This window comes from Bacillus proteolyticus (assembly GCF_001884065.1).
Classification (GTDB): Bacteria; Bacillota; Bacilli; order Bacillales; family Bacillaceae_G; genus Bacillus_A; species Bacillus_A proteolyticus.
Map to the genome: position 1 here is coordinate 96556 of NZ_MACH01000156.1, position 18331 is coordinate 114886.

The 18331-nt window shown below is 36.0% G+C and carries 13 protein-coding genes and 2 pseudogenes; 5 read left to right on the forward strand and 10 right to left on the reverse strand.

Annotation, left to right across the window (positions count from 1 at the left end; genetic code table 11):
• Positions 1-14: 14 nt before the first annotated feature.
• Positions 15-1439, reverse strand: a complete 1425-nt coding sequence (locus BAQ49_RS28035) for an amino acid permease (RefSeq protein WP_083596147.1) — start codon at positions 1437-1439, stop codon at positions 15-17.
• Positions 1440-1752: 313 nt separating this feature from the next.
• On the opposite strand from BAQ49_RS28035, the pseudogene BAQ49_RS28040 reads away from it, so the two are divergent.
• A pseudogene (locus tag BAQ49_RS28040) lies at positions 1753-1940 on the forward strand (YflJ family protein); the annotation flags it as partial.
• Between the two features lie 142 nt (positions 1941-2082).
• Here BAQ49_RS28040 and BAQ49_RS28045 read toward each other — a convergent pair.
• The 3 genes from BAQ49_RS28045 to BAQ49_RS28055 form a co-directional block, all read right to left on the reverse strand.
• Complete coding sequence (locus BAQ49_RS28045) at positions 2083-3036, reverse strand: TRM11 family SAM-dependent methyltransferase (protein ID WP_002116583.1); 954 nt, start codon at positions 3034-3036, stop codon at positions 2083-2085.
• 160 nt (positions 3037-3196) lie between these two features.
• Positions 3197-4786, reverse strand: coding sequence for an N-acetylmuramoyl-L-alanine amidase (locus BAQ49_RS28050; RefSeq protein ID WP_071747962.1), 1590 nt, complete (start codon positions 4784-4786; stop codon positions 3197-3199).
• 217 nt (positions 4787-5003) lie between these two features.
• Positions 5004-6053: a M42 family metallopeptidase gene (locus BAQ49_RS28055; protein WP_071747963.1), complete on the reverse strand. Its 1050-nt coding sequence runs from the start codon at positions 6051-6053 to the stop codon at positions 5004-5006.
• Positions 6054-6180: 127 nt separating this feature from the next.
• Between BAQ49_RS28055 and BAQ49_RS28060 the strand changes: the two genes are divergently transcribed.
• Positions 6181-6360 (forward strand): hypothetical protein, encoded by a 180-nt coding sequence (locus BAQ49_RS28060; protein WP_071747964.1) that lies wholly within the window; start codon positions 6181-6183, stop codon positions 6358-6360.
• A gap of 20 nt (positions 6361-6380) precedes the next feature.
• Here the strand turns inward: BAQ49_RS28060 and BAQ49_RS28065 are convergent, their stop codons facing one another.
• The 3 genes and pseudogenes from BAQ49_RS28065 to BAQ49_RS28075 all read right to left on the reverse strand — a co-directional run bounded on the left by BAQ49_RS28065 (position 6381) and on the right by BAQ49_RS28075 (position 7969).
• Entirely contained in the window at positions 6381-6707 is a 327-nt protein-coding gene (locus BAQ49_RS28065; RefSeq protein ID WP_002159106.1) for a nucleoside triphosphate pyrophosphohydrolase, read from the reverse strand.
• Positions 6708-6724: 17 nt separating this feature from the next.
• Positions 6725-7043: pseudogene (locus tag BAQ49_RS28070) on the reverse strand (hypothetical protein).
• Between the two features lie 137 nt (positions 7044-7180).
• Positions 7181-7969: an enoyl-CoA hydratase gene (locus tag BAQ49_RS28075; RefSeq protein WP_071747965.1), complete on the reverse strand. Its 789-nt coding sequence runs from the start codon at positions 7967-7969 to the stop codon at positions 7181-7183.
• A 330-nt stretch (positions 7970-8299) separates the two neighbouring features.
• Here BAQ49_RS28075 and BAQ49_RS28080 point away from each other — a divergent pair, with 330 nt between their 5' ends.
• Positions 8300-9694 carry an O-antigen ligase family protein gene (locus tag BAQ49_RS28080; protein ID WP_071747966.1) on the forward strand — a complete coding sequence of 465 codons (1395 nt, stop codon included), beginning with the start codon at positions 8300-8302 and terminating at the stop codon, positions 9692-9694.
• A gap of 88 nt (positions 9695-9782) precedes the next feature.
• Here the strand turns inward: BAQ49_RS28080 and BAQ49_RS28085 are convergent, their stop codons facing one another.
• Positions 9783-10814: a hypothetical protein gene (locus BAQ49_RS28085; protein WP_071747967.1), complete on the reverse strand. Its 1032-nt coding sequence runs from the start codon at positions 10812-10814 to the stop codon at positions 9783-9785.
• Positions 10815-10823: 9 nt separating this feature from the next.
• Positions 10824-12281 carry an MBOAT family O-acyltransferase gene (locus tag BAQ49_RS28090; RefSeq protein ID WP_071747968.1) on the reverse strand — a complete coding sequence of 486 codons (1458 nt, stop codon included), beginning with the start codon at positions 12279-12281 and terminating at the stop codon, positions 10824-10826.
• A 227-nt stretch (positions 12282-12508) separates the two neighbouring features.
• Here BAQ49_RS28090 and BAQ49_RS28095 point away from each other — a divergent pair, with 227 nt between their 5' ends.
• Both BAQ49_RS28095 and patB1 read left to right on the forward strand, forming a co-directional pair.
• Entirely contained in the window at positions 12509-13924 is a 1416-nt protein-coding gene (locus BAQ49_RS28095; protein ID WP_071747969.1) for an MBOAT family O-acyltransferase, read from the forward strand.
• A gap of 112 nt (positions 13925-14036) precedes the next feature.
• Positions 14037-15227, forward strand: coding sequence for a secondary cell wall polysaccharide O-acetyltransferase PatB1 (gene patB1, locus BAQ49_RS28100; RefSeq protein ID WP_071747970.1), 1191 nt, complete (start codon positions 14037-14039; stop codon positions 15225-15227).
• A gap of 106 nt (positions 15228-15333) precedes the next feature.
• Here the strand turns inward: patB1 and BAQ49_RS28105 are convergent, their stop codons facing one another.
• Positions 15334-17919: an S-layer homology domain-containing protein gene (locus BAQ49_RS28105; RefSeq protein WP_071747971.1), complete on the reverse strand. Its 2586-nt coding sequence runs from the start codon at positions 17917-17919 to the stop codon at positions 15334-15336.
• Positions 17920-18331 lie beyond the last annotated feature (412 nt).

The window sequence follows — 18331 nt, forward strand, 5'->3', positions numbered from 1 at the left end:
ACATACCCCTTTTCTTATTTTTCTTCTAAACTAACTTCCGAATCTTTTATCATCGTAAAATCATTCAACTTTTGCTTATCTAACTTTCTAACTCTTAGGAAATAACTTATTATTACTAGGATCGTAGCTAGTAACGTCATGTAAAACTGCATACGCATATCTGCTATAAATGCTTGTGAAACAAAGATTGTAACAATCATTAAAAGCGTTGCATATGTGAGATAAGGGAATAACCACATTTTCACTTTCAGCTTGCCAGCCCCTTCTCTTTCCCTCTCTCGTCTTAATATGACATGTGAAACGGCAACGAACATATACATAAGCATCGTTACCCCGCCTGAACTATTCGCTAAAAACGCAAACAGTTTATCAGGAGATATAAATTTCAACATCGCGCAAATAAATGCAAATACGATACTTGCATAGATCGCTACAACCGGCGTTCCTCTACTATTTAATCGTGAAAAACTAGCCGGAGCATCTCCTTTTTTAGCAAGTGAAAATAACATACGCGAACTCGTATATATACCTGAGTTCATAACGGAAAGTAGTGATAGAAAGACAACACCATTCATAATTTCTGCGGCTGCAGGTACTCCTGCCATATTAAATAAACTTGCATACGGAAGTTTTAATAACTCCTTATCCGTCCACGGAATAAACATAACTAAAATCGTTACCGAACCTACGAAGAAAAGCATAAGGCGCCATACAACACTATTAATAGCTCGTATAACATTCTTCTCTGGATTTTCCGATTCCCCGGCTGCAATCGCTGCTACTTCACTTCCTGATAACGAGAAAGAAATAAACACAACGCTCAGTAAAACAGGGAGAATTCCATTCGGGAAGAAACCACCGTGTTCCGTAATAACAGAAAGACTCGGTCTATCCACCCCTGGAACAAGACCAAAAAACATCGAAACGCCTAAAATTAAAAACGCAACAATCGCAATAACTTTAATAAACGCTAACCAATATTCAAACTCACCGTACAGTTTTACTGAATATACATTCGTCATCGTCATTAAAAGAACCATACATAAACTCGCAATCCATGCTGGCACTGAAGGGAACCAATTGTTAATCATCACGCCTAAAAGCACCGCTTCAATTGCGATAATAATGACCCAGTTAAACCAATATAACCACCCAATCGTATACCCTGCCCACGGCCCAATTGCTTTATTCGCATACGTTGCGAAAGAACCGCTATCAGGATTTTCCGCTGCCATTTCTCCTAACATCCGCATCACGAGCACAACCATTAAAGCGCCAATAATATAGGACAAAATCGCTGCTGGACCCGTCGATTGAATAATCGTTCCACTTCCTACAAACAAACCGCCCCCGATAACCCCGCCAATCGAAATCATTGTTATATGCCGAGTTTTTAAATCCTTCTGTAACTCTTTTTTCTCTTTAGCCAAACAATTCACCAGCCCCTCCATTAGCATGAACGTACGCCACATTCCATTGATAACGCTTTCTAAAAATCCCCTCCTACTTTAAGTAAAAAATAAAAAGAGCCAGAAAAACAACGCATACAACTGCATTGAATTTTACTGCCCCTATCCTTATGGCTCGTCCTCCTGCTAAGGAAGTTCAAGTGGAAAGAAGTTGTTCCTCTATTCATTTTCAAAAAGGCATTCGGGCTTACAGGGAGGCTAATCACTGTCATCCGATAATAAGTTAATCATAATACAAATAAACTGAATATTCAATATTAATTTGAGATGAAATTTCCAAACCACCCCAACATATACTGTTCAAAAGCAAAAGGAAGTGGTCTCATGTATTACGGAACAAAAGGCTGGTACGTAGCCGAACTAAAGAAATTAGGTGTTCGTTATTTGGAAGGACGGAAGCTAGAAAGCTACCGCGGACACGTATTGCGCAATTTACTAATTGTAGAACAGGAAAAGTTGAAGGAAGAGTAATATACTAACAAAACGATTCCCGGAATCTATCGACTTATCAACTACTTCCAGCAAACGCCCGCTCTAAACGACCAACCAATTACACATCACGCTGCAAGAATGCAAACCAAAAAAGGTCACCCAAATGGGTGACCTTTCTTTCTTATTCACAAACAAGAATTTGTCTAGAAAATGATCCTTTTCTTGTGATACAGCGGTCTGTAATTTCAAATCCCGCTTCATGAATCATGTCGTCCATTGTTTCCATCGTGACAACGACTACTTTTTTTGCAATGCGGCGCGCACTTGAAAGAATCGAGAGTTGATCTTCTGGTGTAGCGTGCGTAAATAGGTCGTACGGCATATCGATAATTGCGACGTCGTAGTTCTCAGTAATTTCTTCAATTGGGCCTTTTGTTACTGTTCCTTCAAATCCGAAATGTGCGATGTTTTTTCTCGTTCCAAGAACTACAAGTGGATTAATATCTCTACCAACGATGTTAATTCCCATAGAAAGTGCTTCTACTACTACTGTTCCAATTCCGCAGCACGGGTCAATTGCTCGTACTCCATCTGGGTTTGGTACAGCGATATTTGCGACAGCTCTAGCAACACGTGTGCTCAGTGATGTCGAATAGCTATGCGGTTTTTTTATGTGATGATACCAAACCGGATCACTTTCTACATAGTGCCCGAAGTACCAGCGTCCTCCAAGAGGAACAATCCCGAATACACGCTCTGGATTACGAACATCAGCTTCTCCTTCAATATGCATGCCGAGGTCTCGTTCAATAAGGCGTCTTTCCCCATATTCAATTTTATTTTCTTTACCAAGATCATTGATTTTAACGAAGATAACTTTGAATGTCGCTCCCGCCAAATCAATTTGTTCCACTTGTTCTAAAATGCTTTCTAAGTCGTCCCCTTCATACATAACCTCAACGCGCTCTTTAATAAACGGACTTCTACTCGGAGCAATCTTGACTTCACTTTTCAAAATATTAACGTGAGACTCCATCCCAAAGAACGAGCGCATTTCCAAGTAACATAAAGCACGTTCCTCTTCTCGAAACGCATACGTATATATACATGCAGGTGTTTTACTATAATTACTCAATCTATTATCATCCTTTATCGTTTTAAATTGTTATGATTACAATTACTCGAATACTATTTATATAAAATTAAATGATATCACATGCCCGAAATAAAGAGAAACCTTTATAATTTGTTTTATAAATAAAAAGAGACTGCCTATTGGCAATCTCTTTTATTTATTAACGGAAAGAAGACACGTTGTTACCCATTTCTTCATAGTAATCTAAAATACCTTGATAAATAGCTTCCGCTGCATTTTGTCTTTGCGCTGGTGTAGCTATTTTATCTGCATCACTTTTATTATCTACAAATGCTAATTCTGCTAATACAGCTGGCATTGTATTTTCTCTAATTACGTATAAATCGCCTTTTTTCACACCACGATCTTTTGTTCCCAGTGCATCTACAAGACGCTCTTGAATTTTTTCTGCTAGTAAACGACTTTCTGATACGTTAGGATTTGTTCCTCTTGCTGTCGCTGATTCATAGTAGAACGTTTCTGTACCTTGTCCATTTTTACTTTCCGTACCATTACCATGGATACTTACAAAGATATCCCCATTATTTTTTTGAGCAAATTCTACACGTTTCTTTAAAGAATCAGAAGCACTTGTTCCTGGACGTGTATCATCTGTACGAGTGAATAACACAGTAAATGGTGTCTTTTTCTCAAATATTTTCTGTAATCGTAATGATACATCTAATACGGTTTGACTTTCTTTCTCATAATAACCTGGATTACCTGAATCCGCTCCACCATGACCTGGATCAATGATAATCGCTTTTCCTTCTAAGAAGTTACCTTGCTTCACTGGATTTAATTGGTTTTTATTAACCCATTGGAAACCAGCGCCCATGCGGATGCGAATCCAGCTATCTTTTTCTTCAATAACAGTTACTTGTTGTGCTTTATGTGTCCCTGCCACTGTAGACGTATGTGAAGCTTCTTGATATGTAGTGAATTCTTGATTAATAGACTCTGTTTTTTCTTGTGATGGTGTCCACTTCTCACCTTTACTTGTTACAACCTTCAACCAACCATCCGCTCTTTGCTCTGTCACTTCAATCATTTGTGGTTTATGTTGAGTGTCAGTAATACCAGATGATAATGATGCTTGATGATATGTAATAAAGTTTCTATTCATATACATTCTTTTCGATGTATTTGTTTTATTTTTATCTGCCATCGCGATGAACTGAGCTGCTTCAGCACGAGTCACAGTACCGTCAGGATTCCAGCCATTTCCTGTACCCATTGAAATCCCTAAAGCTACTAAAATATTAGCTTGTTTCTTACCCCAATGAGGTTCCAAATCTTTAAACTGTGTTGGAAGTTCTCCAATAATTTTCTTATCTAATGAATATGCTTGTACAAGCATAGATGCCATAGATGCACGGTTAATTTGGCTTGATGGATTGAATTTCCCAGTACCATCTCCACTAATTACACCCGCTTTTTCTACCGCAGCAATATATGGTGCTGCCCAATGATCTTGCGAATCTTTAAAAGATGGTTTCGCTTTTGGATCAATTGGTAAACCAAGAACTACCGCTAATATTTTTGCAGCTGATCCTTTATCTACTGCTTCAGATGGAGAAAACGTTCCATCTGGTTTTCCATCAAGTGCTTTTTTCTCTACTAAATAGTCAACCGACTCCTGCGCCCATGTAGGAACATCCGAAAACTTTTTCCCTGCTGCGAAACTACTAACTGGAGACGATAATAAACTTGCGGCTAAAATACCAGCCGCGACTGCACGATACTTCATAAATAATAATACTCCTCTCGAAAATTAACATTTTTAAAACGTGTAATCTTAATATACAAATCTTACCAAAAATAAAATAAAAAAATTAGTGCGCCTCTAGTATTTTATAATACTAGAATTCTATAGTAAACCTACTTTCTTAATATTGTACAATACAATTTAAGTAGTTTTTATGCAAAAAAAAAGTGGCTGATTCATAGAATCAACCACCCTCTCACTATTCTACTATCATTTCTGATAACACATATGCATAAACAAGTGCTTCTGTATGTACAATCGAGCTTTCATGCGTACGCTCAAATGCGTGAGAAGAATCAATACCAGCTCCAATTAATGCATGTTTCACATCAAATCCAGCGTGAATCGCAGCTGATGCATCTGATCCGTAGTATGGATAAATATCCACTTTATATTCAATAGCGTTCGCTTTCGCCAGTTCAACTAAATGCTTACGTAAAGCATAATGGTATGGACCGCTAGAGTCTTTCGCACAAATGGATACTGTATATTCATCAGATGCTTGTCCGTCACCTAACGCTCCCATATCAACCGCTAAATATTCTACAGTTTCTTCTGGAATGTTTGAGTTACCACCGTACCCAATCTCTTCATTATTAGAAATTAAGAAGTGTGTTGTATACGGTAATGTTACCTTTTCATCTTGCAATCTTTTAATTAATTTTAATAGGATTGCTACACTTACTTTATCGTCTAAATGACGTGATTTTATGTATCCACTCTCTGTAATTTGAACGCGCGGATCAAATGAAACGAAGTCTCCTACTTCAATTCCTAATTCGCGTACTTCATTTGCCGAAGAAACACGCTCATCAATACGTACTTCAATATTTTGCTCATCACGTTTCGCTTCACCTGCATCTTTATATACATGAACAGAAGTTTGATGCATTAAAATTGTACCTGTATACGTCTTACCGCTTGACGTTTCAATTTCGCAATATTCCCCTTCTACAGAGTTCCAGCGAAATCCACCAATCATAGATAGACGAAGACGACCGTCAGGCTTAATTTCTTTCACCATCGCACCTAACGTATCAACGTGTGCAGTTAATAAACGATGCTGATCATCATTCTTTCCTTTAACCGTTAAAATAAGAGCACCTTTATTATTACGCTTCGTCTCTACATTCCACTCACTTACATAGTTTTCAATAAAATTAATAATTTTCGCCGTGTTTCCAGATGGACTTGGAATAGAGACAAGCTCTTTAATTAATTCCATCGTTTCTTTTGCATGATGTGCCATTGTCGTTTCCTCCTCATTTTCTCTACTATTTAGTATAGCGAAATTACGATAAAACCTCTACTCATATAGTTTAATTTTCTAAATTATAGTAAAATTTAGTTTAGCAAGTGAAAAGGAGATACAAAAAATGAATGTAACGAAAAAACATGTACATATTGCACTTATTTGGTTTTTATCATCATTACTATGTTTACAAGTTTCTTATGTCATTCACACTACTACTTCTATTGCAATCGGTTGGACATTAACAGCTATCTTCTTAATCGTTAGCCTAATTGCAGGAAAAAAGCACAGCGCTACCGAGTAAGCTGTGCTTTTTCTATAAAACTACTCTTCCGAAACGTCCATCAAATAAATCCCTCTTGTAAATCCGCCGCGCTCTTCTTCTTTTTGCTTACGAATACGCTCTATATCTTCAATTGTTGCACCTTCTGCGCGCGCTAATGAAACAATAACTTCAAGTGCATCTGCAAGTGAATCTAGCGCATGTTCACGCTCTTTCATTGAAGCAAATTCACGAATTTCTTCTGTACCAATTTTCGCTAACGCTTGTATGTAAGCTTGTCCTGTTAATTTTTGCGCTGTATATGTTTTTCCAGACATTAAAATTTTCTCTGGGACACGATCTCTTACTAATCTGTTATAAGTTGACATCACTTTTCCTCCCACTTTTAATAACACCCGAGCTCTGCTTTATAGAAAAACCACTCTTTTTTCACACAAGCACTTACCATATCAATCCCTGATCCGTGCGCCCTTACTACCGGAAAGAAACAATGCTCTGGTTCTTCTTTCTTATCGCCGTATAAGGTCCGGTACTCATCAGGAATCGCCTCTTTTTTCACATCCCGTTCTTTCTTCACTTCACTTAAGAAAGCGACAGTTGGATGTCCCTCAAAGAATAATGCAGTCCGTACCGCAAGAGATGGTGTACTATGCAAAGCATAATGTAAGTAAAATCATAACGATAACACCGATAATTTTCTTCAGTTATTACTCCTAAAAAAAGTGCTAACACAATTATACTAAAATGTGTTAGCACTTTCTTCCCTTTATCTCGAATTAACGGGCAGTAAAACTAATAATCCGCGGGGGATAAACAAATCCCCGCGGATCACAGCTTCACTTTATTCCCCTTTAAATGCTGGTAAACGTTTTTCTAGAAAAGCAGCAATACCTTCTTTATGATCTGCTGTTTGTCTCATCGCATATTGACCACGTTTTTCGAGCTGAAGCGTTTGTTCTAAATTAGAACGATTTACTTCACATAAAATTTGTTTCGTTTGAATCATCGCCTTGATTGGTTTGTGTAACCATTCATTAATTTTTTGCTTCACAGCCGTTTGGAAATCCTCACCGATTACTTCATCAATTAAACCGATATCTAGTGCTTCTGTCGCTGATAATTTCTTCCCTTCCCAAATAATCTGCTTCGTCATATTTTCACCGACGCGCTTTTGAAGGAAGAAATGGCCGCCGCCATCTGGAATTAAAGCGATTCCAATAAAGTTCATCGCAATAACTGATGATATATCTGCCATAACATAATCAGCTGTTAATGCAATACTTAATCCAAGTCCAGCAGTTGGTCCATGAATCGCACTAATAACAAGCTTTGGCATCGTATATAACGTCACAACGATTTCAGAAATTGTATTCATGATGCCTTCAAACTTACTTTCATCATTACTTGAAAGCATTGATTTAATATCTCCACCCGCAGAAAAACCACGGCCACTGCCGCATAACACAACAACATGAACAGAACTTTCCGCCACTTCTTTCAACTTTTGTAATAACTCTTTTAACGTTGGTTCATCTAATGCATTTAAAACCTCTGGGCGATTGACCATAACCGTTGCTACGCGCCCTTCATATTTCACAACAACAGATTCTGTTTTACTTGTTACTTCCATTATATATACCCCTCTTTTCCACATAAAGATTATACTTCTATAATTATAGAAAGCATGTTAAAAATCCTTCTTTTTTCTTAATTTTCTGTCTAATATTCTCGTAATTTGTATATATATCCGTATAAAACATACAATTTCGTTAAAAAATATAGAAATTAAAGTCGTTTTATCATTGCTTTTCATCTATTTACCATTGCAATGAAATGGTGTATTCTTAAGTTTGATGCAAAAAACAAACATTGAAATTCATTCACCTTACTATGCCAAAAAAAGGCTTTTATACCCATCTCTCGGGTGTTGAAATAAAGGAATGAAGAAATGGAGGAACATATGGTTACTAAGTTGAAACAAACGGATAACTACTTCCCGCATTTCCTATTGCTATTCATTGTGTTTCAACCAATTTTAGATTTATTAACATCTTTTTCAATCTATGTATTACACATGAGCGCAACAGTTGGAATCGTAGTCCGTTTCGCCTTTATGCTTCTTGCATTAGGTTATCTACTTCTTCATAGAAAACAACATGGGGCGAAAAAGTACATTCACTATTTATGCCTACTTGGTATCGTGCTAGCAATTGGTCTTGTAAATAATATGATGGTCAAATCTCCAGTTTCATTTGGCGAAGAAGTGAAATTTATTTTAAAAAGCGTATATCCAATTGTGCTACTGTTTGGATATATTATCGTCTTTAAAGAGTTAAAAAATAAAGAATATACGTTTCATAAAATCATTACATATTTCTTATATGCAACTTTAATTTTCAGCATCACACTGATTGTTGCAATGCAAACTGGTACAGATTTCCCAAGCTATCCTCACTCAAAGATTGGTTCAAGAGGTTGGTTCTTTGCTGGAAATGATTTAAGTTCTATTTTTGCAATTATGTTCCCAATCGTAGTGTTATATTCGATTCATAAAACAACTTCTTTCTCGAAAATCTATTACTGGATTCCAACAATACTTGCGATGTATGCAAGTATTATGGTCGGAACGAAAGTAGGATATGGTGCAATTGTTCTAACGCTTGGCGTGGCACTTTTATTCTCATTCATTGAATATATGGTTCATCGCAAAAAAGAAGGTAAAGGATTCACATATCTCGTAAATACAGTTGTTGTCGCTATTGTTTTGGGAGGTTTAATTGCACTTACACCACATACTCCTATCGCAAAAAATATGGGCATCCACATGCAAATATACGAATACAAAAAATCAGTACAAGAAGAAAAAGATAGAAAAGAAGGAAAAATAATTAAAGAAGATACAGACGCAGAGAAAAAACATGCAAAAGGTGAGCTAACAGACTCTGAGGTCAAAAGTTTAATTTACAGTGATCGCGATAAGTTTTTAAAAGTATACAAACAATACTATAAAGACGCACCACTATCACAAAAATTATTCGGAATGGGCTATGCTGGTAACTATACGGTTAAAATTAAATTAATCGAAATGGACTTCCACGATCTATTCTTTGCATTCGGAATCGTCGGCTTCCTTATTTACTTAATACCGCTTCTATACTTCGGTATTAAATTATTCATTCGCGTCATAACAAACTTTAAGAAAATAATAACCGTGAAATATATGCTACTAGCTAGCACCGTTGTACTATCACTTGGAATCGGCTTTATGTCCGGCCACGTATTAACAGCGCCGTCCGTTAGTATTTTCTTCGTTGTTATACTCGCTTACTTAATTGTTGATTTAGAAGCGGAATAAAAGAAGCAGCCATCAGATCTCGGTGGCTGCTTCATCTTTTTTATACAGTTTACTCAGCAAAGACTAGACCACATTTATGACCTATTTTTTATTGAATAGACGCTCGAATCTGCTCTAACACCTCATCAATATTATCCTTCGTAATAACAATACCGAAATCTTTCGGGACGTTGCTATCTTCTTCATTCACAACTTTATGCGCGATTAACTTTCCTATTTCCGGTCTGAAATGATGCCCATCCATATAGTTGTCTAAATTCGTTGTAACGGAATTAAGATACATGAAATGATGAACTTCTCCAAATACATCTACAGCGTCATGAAGCCATCTTTTATAATCTTCCCATCGCCCTGATTGAATCATCGTACGGAATAGTGGCTCTGAAACAGGCGTTGTAAAAATATAAAACTTCGTGTTCGGATTATGAGCCTTTACTCTTCCTAATATTTCTTTCATATTTTGATACTCATAATTCCCGCCATAAATCTCTTTACTAAACTTATCTACTTGCGCCGCTATTTGCGCATCACGCTCTTCTTTCGTATAATCACGCATCGACTTTACATTCTCTCGATTGTACCGATCAATAGCCGTATTATGATGGATAGAGTTTTCAATTGTATTCTTTGAATAAGTAATCCCGTCCATACTTACATACGATTTAATCGGATACAATAAACTTTGCGCCTGATTAATATACACTTCTGGTTTATCAAAACCAATTTCCCTATTTTTGTTCGTTCCAAGGAAATCTAAACCAAGTACAATAGACGCGAGTTCACTACCTTTTTGTTCTTTTGCATATTCAATATATGCATCATACTCACGCGGGTCTGTACTACTTACTGCATAATTAAATGCGTTTAACCCGGTGAAGTCATTCTCATTAATAAAAGTTGTTCTACTACTTCCAAGTATAACTCCATCATATGTAAACGGACGGTACGTTATATAATTCGTTTTCTGCTGTCTCTCGTTAAACCCAAACTGAACATCATTCCACTTATTTTTATGCGGGAATAACCAAAGTGAATCTATATAGCTATTAAATATCCCGACACCTACAAGAGGAACAAAAACACATACAAAGACGAAAATAAGCCACTGTTTGTTTTTCATATTCTCCACCTAGAAATTAAAGTATAAAAACTCACTAATACTCGTTAAATGTAACACGCTATATACGAGCAATATTGCAGTAAATAAAGCGGTCCATACATTCGGACGGAATGAATCTTTTAACTGAATTGAATTTTTTAAGAAGAAACTAATACATAACGCCCCGAAAATATACGCTACCATTTTCGGATCTAATAAAGAGATATGGTACCCTTCTGTAAATGAAACACCGTACTCTTTTAAAAATTGTAACTTCTCTATTATAAATGATGGGAATACACTATTTGCTAATTCGATTCCATTTAGTCCGAACATTCCTTTTAACACTTTCACCGCATCATGCATAGATGTTGCCCTAAAGAATACCCACGTTATATTAATGAAGAAAAACGTAACGAGCCAACCAGCAAAGGCTGGCATACGCCCTCCTGCTTTACTCCATAAGCGGTGAATAACAGATGCCAAACCGTGCAAGAATCCCCAAAAAATAAATGTCCAACCAGCTCCATGCCAAAGCCCACTTATTAAAAATACAATCATAATATTTACGTATGTACGCGTAATCCCTTTTCGATTTCCTCCTAGAGAAATGTATACGTACTTCGTTAAAAACTGGCTAAGCGTCATATGCCAACGATGCCAAAAATCTTGTATATTCACTGCTTTATACGGTGAATTAAAGTTTTGAGGTAATTTAATATTAAACATTAAAGCGATTCCAATTGCCATATCACTATATCCACTAAAATCAAAATACAATTGGAACGTAAACGCTAACGACGTAAGCCATGCTTCAACAAATGTTAATGATTGCTGCACATCAAACCCTTCATGTACAAGGGGTGATAATACATCTGCAATACCTACCTTCTTGAAAATACCAACTGCAAATACGAATATACCAAGAACGATATACTTCGATTGCCAGTTCTTTTTACTATCATCAGCAAACTGCGGCATAATTTGCGCATGATGCACAATCGGTCCTGCAATCAGCTGCGGGAAAAATGTTACAAACAATGCGTAATCAAGAAAATGACATGCCTTCGTTTCCCCGCGATACGTATCTACTAAAAATGCGATCTTTTGAAACGTATAGAAACTAATCGCAAGTGGTAACGTTAAAGATAATAATGTAAAATGAGTTCCAAATAATGAATTCACATTTTGTAAGAAGAAATCATAATACTTAAAATAACTAAGCATTCCTATATTAAATATTAATCCTACCGTTAAAAGAAGTTTACTCTTTTGTTTCACGAGCCTCATTCCGATAAAATAATTCACAATGAGCGACACTAACATAAGCGGTAAATATTTCACATTCCAATAACTATAGAAAAATAAAGAGGCCGCAACGAGCCAAGCTTTCGCTAATGTAGCATGTCCAAATTTATTTAATAGAAAATATAAAAGAAATGCTATCGGTAAAAATAAAAAAATAAACTCAAATGAGTTAAATAACACACCATCTCTTCCCTTCTAAACAAATCACACCTTATTCATCTTATCTTATCCAAATAGTGAGTGTCAAAAGGATTCCGCACCGCTTTTCTTCTATTATATATAATAATCATTTTAATCGAATTATTAACATGATAAAATATTAAAGGCACTTTTATACAAAAAAATATATAATAGAAATGTCGGTTTTTTGCACGAAATGTATCTTTGAAAAAAGTGAGGAGAATCCTTTGGTATTTAGTAGTTCTGTTTTCTTATTTATCTTTTTACCTCTCGTATTATTTTTCTATTTTATAGTGCGTGCCGAGCTACGTAATTTCGTATTACTTGCATTTAGTTTAATTTTCTATGCATGGGGAGAACCACGTTTCGTTCTTTTAATGCTCTTTTCTATTGTATTAAACTATTGCTTCGGCCTACTCGTGCATCATTATGATAAACGAAAAAATATGAAAGTCACATTTTTAATTATGGCTGTGGTCGGGAATATTTTATTACTTTCTTATTTTAAATATATTTCATTTTTCACAGACATTTTAAACAACGCTTTACATTTAGCTATCCAGGTGGAACCTATTCCACTACCAATTGGGATTTCATTTTATACATTCCAAGCGATGTCCTATGTCATCGATATATATCGTAAAGACGGGGATGTTCAAAAGAATCCACTTAACTTAGCACTATATATTTCTATTTTCCCGCAGCTTATTGCCGGACCAATCGTTCGTTACAACATCGTTGCTGAACAAATTAAAACGCGTATCCATTCTTTCGAAAAATTTACAGAAGGTCTACAAATTTTCATTCTAGGATTAGCGAAAAAAATATTAATCGCCAACCAGGTCGGATTTGTCGCAGATAAAATCTTCGCCTTACCGCCGTCTGAAATAAGCGCTGGAACAGCTTGGATCGGGATTATCGCCTATACACTTCAAATCTATTTCGATTTCTCAGGATACTCCGATATGGCAATTGGACTTGGAAAAATGTTCGGATTTGATTTCCCGAAAAACTTCAATTATCCGTACATCTCGAAATCTATTTCAGAATTTTGGAGAAGATGGCATATTACACTAGGCTCTTGGTTCCGCGACTATATATACATTCCGCTCGGCGGAAATCGTGTTTCAAAACTAGCAAATTACCGTAACCTCTTCATCGTATGGGGATTAACCGGTTTATGGCACGGAGCAAGCTGGACATTTATTGCTTGGGGCTTATATTACGGCTTTATTATTTCCATTGAAAAAGCTGGATTCGAGAAAATATTAAATAAGCTATGGAAGCCATTGCAACATGCATATGTACTAATTATCGTTATGATCGGTTGGGTCTTCTTCCGGGCTGATAACTTCGCTTACTCGTTCCAATATTTAAAGGCGATGTTTGGCATAGGGGGGCAATCTTTCATCGATGATAACACAATGCTATATATACATGAATACATTGTCATATTTATCATTGCCTTTATCGCAGCAACACCAATTTTGACACGTGCTAAAAACATATTAGAGCTCGCGCCAAAAACATATACGTTCTGGATGCAAGTTGTACGTCCAATATTATTACTAACATTATTTATGCTTTCGATTATGTATTTAATTAATTCGACATATAATCCATTTATTTATTTCAGGTTTTAACTTATCCCGCTATTCGCCGGGCCACCCGATTGGTTAAGGCTGATAATGAGTGGGGGATGAACAAAACCCCCACTCATTAAAGTTTCACTTTATATAGGAAGGAAAAGTTATTATGAAAAAATTGGGGAACATCGTCCTATTTATCGGTTTTCTCACCATTATCTTTTCATTTGGCATATTATCGCTTCTCAAAACTGACCGAGCAGTTTCGCCCGTTGAAAATCGTCCGCTCGCTCAAAAACCAGCTCTTACAAAAGAAGCTCTAGCAAATGGTAGTTTCTTCAAAGACTTTGAGACATATACAAACGATCAATTAATCGGAAGAGATGATCTCATAAAAAACTATACACTTACCCAAATTAAAATGGGCAAGTCTCTCATTAACGATATTATTCTAACTGATGATAAATGGCTTCTAAAAAACCCTGCTTGGACTACAAAATATAATGAGATTGACCAAGCTATGCCAGCTGTAACAGACTTATCTCAGTTTTTAAAAGAACAAAACGTTGAGTTTTACTTTGCTTTACCACCGTCAAAAACGAATGCATTATCATTTAAATTACCTTCCCATATTCACACATATGCACAGGAAAATTTAAATTATTTTCTAACGAAACTTCCAGCGGACGTAAAACCAATTAAACTCATGGATTATTTTAAACAAAACTATACAAATGAAGAAATACAAAGTATGTACTTCAAAACAGACCATCACTGGAATATGGATGGTGCATTCTTAGGCTATCAATATATAATGAACACAATCACGCAACAATCTTCTATATATAAAGGAAAAGAAATAAAAAAAGAAGATTATACTCGTACGTGCGCTCCAAATAAACATCTAGTCGGAAGCTTTAACAACCAGCTATACCAACTAATCGATGCAACTGGAGAAAAACTATGCTACTACACACCAAAAGACGGCTTCAACTTTACAAGCGTAGCCGCAAAAGATGTAAACGGCACCGTATATCGCACATTAGATGAACTATATGGCATAGAAAAACAAAAAGACACAACATCATACGCCGGCTATTACGCAAACGACTATCCAGAAATCGTCATCGAAAATAACAATGCACCAAATGATGTACGAGCTTTAGTCCTAAAAGACTCATTCGCAAACGCAATCGTGCCTCATTTAGCACAAAACTTCAATCACACATCCATTCTCGACCTTCGTCACTATCACGAAAAGGATGTATATCAATACATTAAAGACAACAACATTAACATGGTATTGTTTGTGTATAGTGATTCGAATTTGAGTGGTGAGATGTTTAAGTTTAAGAATTAAAAGAAGCCTCTTGTACATGTACAAGAGGCTTCTTTGTATTAAACAGATGATAAAAAAATCAGTGGAGATGAATCCCCACTGATTTTTCATTCTATCTATAATCGAATTATAGATTTGGGTTGTTAAGCACGTTCACGTGTACAGCTTGTGAACCGATTTCGCTTGTTACAACGTCTTTATCACCTAATACTTTGAATACTAATGTACCTTTGTCAGTGTACTTAGTAGTTAAAGTGTTGTAGATGTCTGCACTGAAGTTTGGAAGTGCAGAATCACTTGTTTGAGATACTGTTACATGACCAAGCTCTTGATCGAATATATCGAAGTGAGCATTGCCATTTGTATCAAGGTAAAGTTTACCTTGGTCGTTACCAGATTTTACAACACGTACTTTATGTTGTGTTTCTTTCGTTAAGTTAATACCTTTAACGATATCATCATAGTTACTTCCTTCAAGTTCTAACACAGTACCGATGTTAATTTTCTTCTCAACGAAGTTTACTGTTTGAACTGGTTTGAAGTTTACAGATTTAATAGCGATTTTCTCTTGAACGATTTCGATTGTCGCTTTACCAGCAGTTGCACCATTTTTCGTTAAGTGGATATCAACTTTACCTGGAGTTTTACCCGTAACAACAACTTTATTTCCAACAATTTTAGCTTCAGCTACTGCTGAATTTTTAGACTCAACTACATAACCTTCTAAGTTTTCAGGATCAGAGTATACGCGATCTGAAGTGTACTTAGATAATTGATATTCAACTTTGTTAGAAACATTTAGGTCAAGTTTTGTGTCAGGTGATGCACCGTAGTTACCTACTTTAGATACAAGTTCAAAGTTTTTGAATGCAACGTTACCTTCTGTTACGTTCACATATAATGAACCTAAAGTGTCACCGTTAGCATTTTGGAAGTGAACTGTGCCTTCGCCAACTTCGTTACCTGTAACACCAATAGTTTTTGTACCGATTGAACCAGAGTCAGTTGTTACTACATCTAATCCACCTTCTGCAACTACACCTGTTTTCGGAAGAGCTTCTTTAATTGCAGCTGTGTTAGCACCAAATGGATCGCCATATTGGTCAGTTGTTACGAATGTAACAGGTAATGTTTTATTTTGAACAACTTGTAATTTGTCTGGATTAGCTTTTACTGATACTAATTTACGAGAATCAGTCGTTACTTTAAATTTAACATCTTTCGTAACGTCGCCTACTTTAATAGTAAGTGTAGCTTCACCAGCAGCCTCAGCTGTAATGTAGTTGTTTACTACAGAGATAATACCGTGATTTGAAGACTTAATGCTAATTGAGTTTGGATCAACTACTTTATCTTCTCCAGCAATTGTAGCAACTACATTATGGATTTGTGCTTTTTCACCAACTACTAACGTTTGGCTGTTTAGCTTGAAGTCTTTTCCAGTAAGTGTATTACCGTATACGACACCGTTTTTATCCGCATCTACCGCAAATGCAGTATTTTTAATTGCAGAAGCTGGTGTATCAAGGTTTTTCACTGTAATAATACCAGTGTTAGACACTGTTAAACCACCGCGTTTTGTAACTTGTACTTCTACTTTATAGTCACCGTGTGAAAGACCAACACCAAGTTTACCTGTAGAAGAAGTTGCCTTTCCATTCTCAAAAATGTATGCTGGTGAACCATCTAAGTTATTTGCTACAAATTTGACGTCATGATTTGCTAAGTTTAAGTATTCAACATCAGCGTTACCTTTTTCGTCATTTAATTTAAAGGCAACTGCTTGACCAGAACGATCATCATCAAATGTTAATTTTTCTACAGCTAATTTTTTAACTTCGTATACGAATTTCGCTACGAATGATTGATTTTTCACTTTTACAGTAAGATCTTTATTTGGAGCTACTTTACCACCAAGTGTTACAGTTGCAGAAGTACCGTCAGCACTTGCTTCAATCGCAACAGCTTTGTCCCCTTCAAGAGTTACATCATCAGCAGAAAGTTTATCTAAGCCAGTTCCTGTTAATGTTAATTTCGTTGGTTCAGAAATTTTCACATCAGTTACATATGCTTGTGAATTATCTTTTTTTCCATATTTTTTATCTGTTAATGCAATAAATTGAGCTGCTTCTGCACGAGATACAGCTTTATCTGGCTCCCATTTGCTGCCAGTACCTACAGAGATTCCAAGATTAATTAGGATGTTAGCTTTTTCTTCACCCCAATGATCTCTTATGTCATCAAATGTTGTAACTAACTCGCCGTTAACTTTATCTTTTAAGTTATAAGCATTTACTAGCATAGAAGCGAAAGAAGCACGATCGATTTTGCCGTTTGGATAGAAGTTTTCTTTTCCATCACCTTTAACAATACCTGCTTTTTCAACTGCTGCGATATATTTTGAAGACCAAATATTTTTAGCATCTTTGAAAGATGGTTGAGCATTTTCATCAACTGGTAATCCTAAAATTTTAGTGAAAATTACTGCTGCAGAAGAACGATCGATTGATTCAGCTGGACCAAATGTACCATCTGGTTTACCAACAATTGCGCCTTTTTCTACTAAATAATTAATAGAAGCTTCTGCCCAATCACCTGCTGGAACATCCGGGAATGATTTACCTGCTGCTGCTACTGGAGATACAACTCCTGCTACCATTGCTGCTGTCATTGTACCTGCGATTAGCTTTTTGTAAGAGTTAGTCTTTGCCATTTTATAATTTTCCTCCTTCAGGAATATGCTACTAGTTTCATATCATATGTAATTTGAAAACTAGCTAGTTAGAAAAGCCATAAAACAATAAAAAGCATTAACAAAAATATAAAATACCATAAGAAAAGTAGTTCATAAAATGATACAAACCGACAAATGTAAATATAAGGTTTAAATACCATTTTTTGAAACAAGTTCATCATACTATACAAAACCATTCGTTATCAAGAACTTTCTCAAAAGAAGATTCGACAAATTCTGATAATTCAGTCTTTTAATTGTATTATTTAGATATCAATAATACCAAAATATAGAAATGAACAAACTGTTTTCCTATAAATCACTCTCACTGCGCTTCGTATATTTTTCATATCGAATACACAATTGGAATTATAGCATATATTTCCACTTC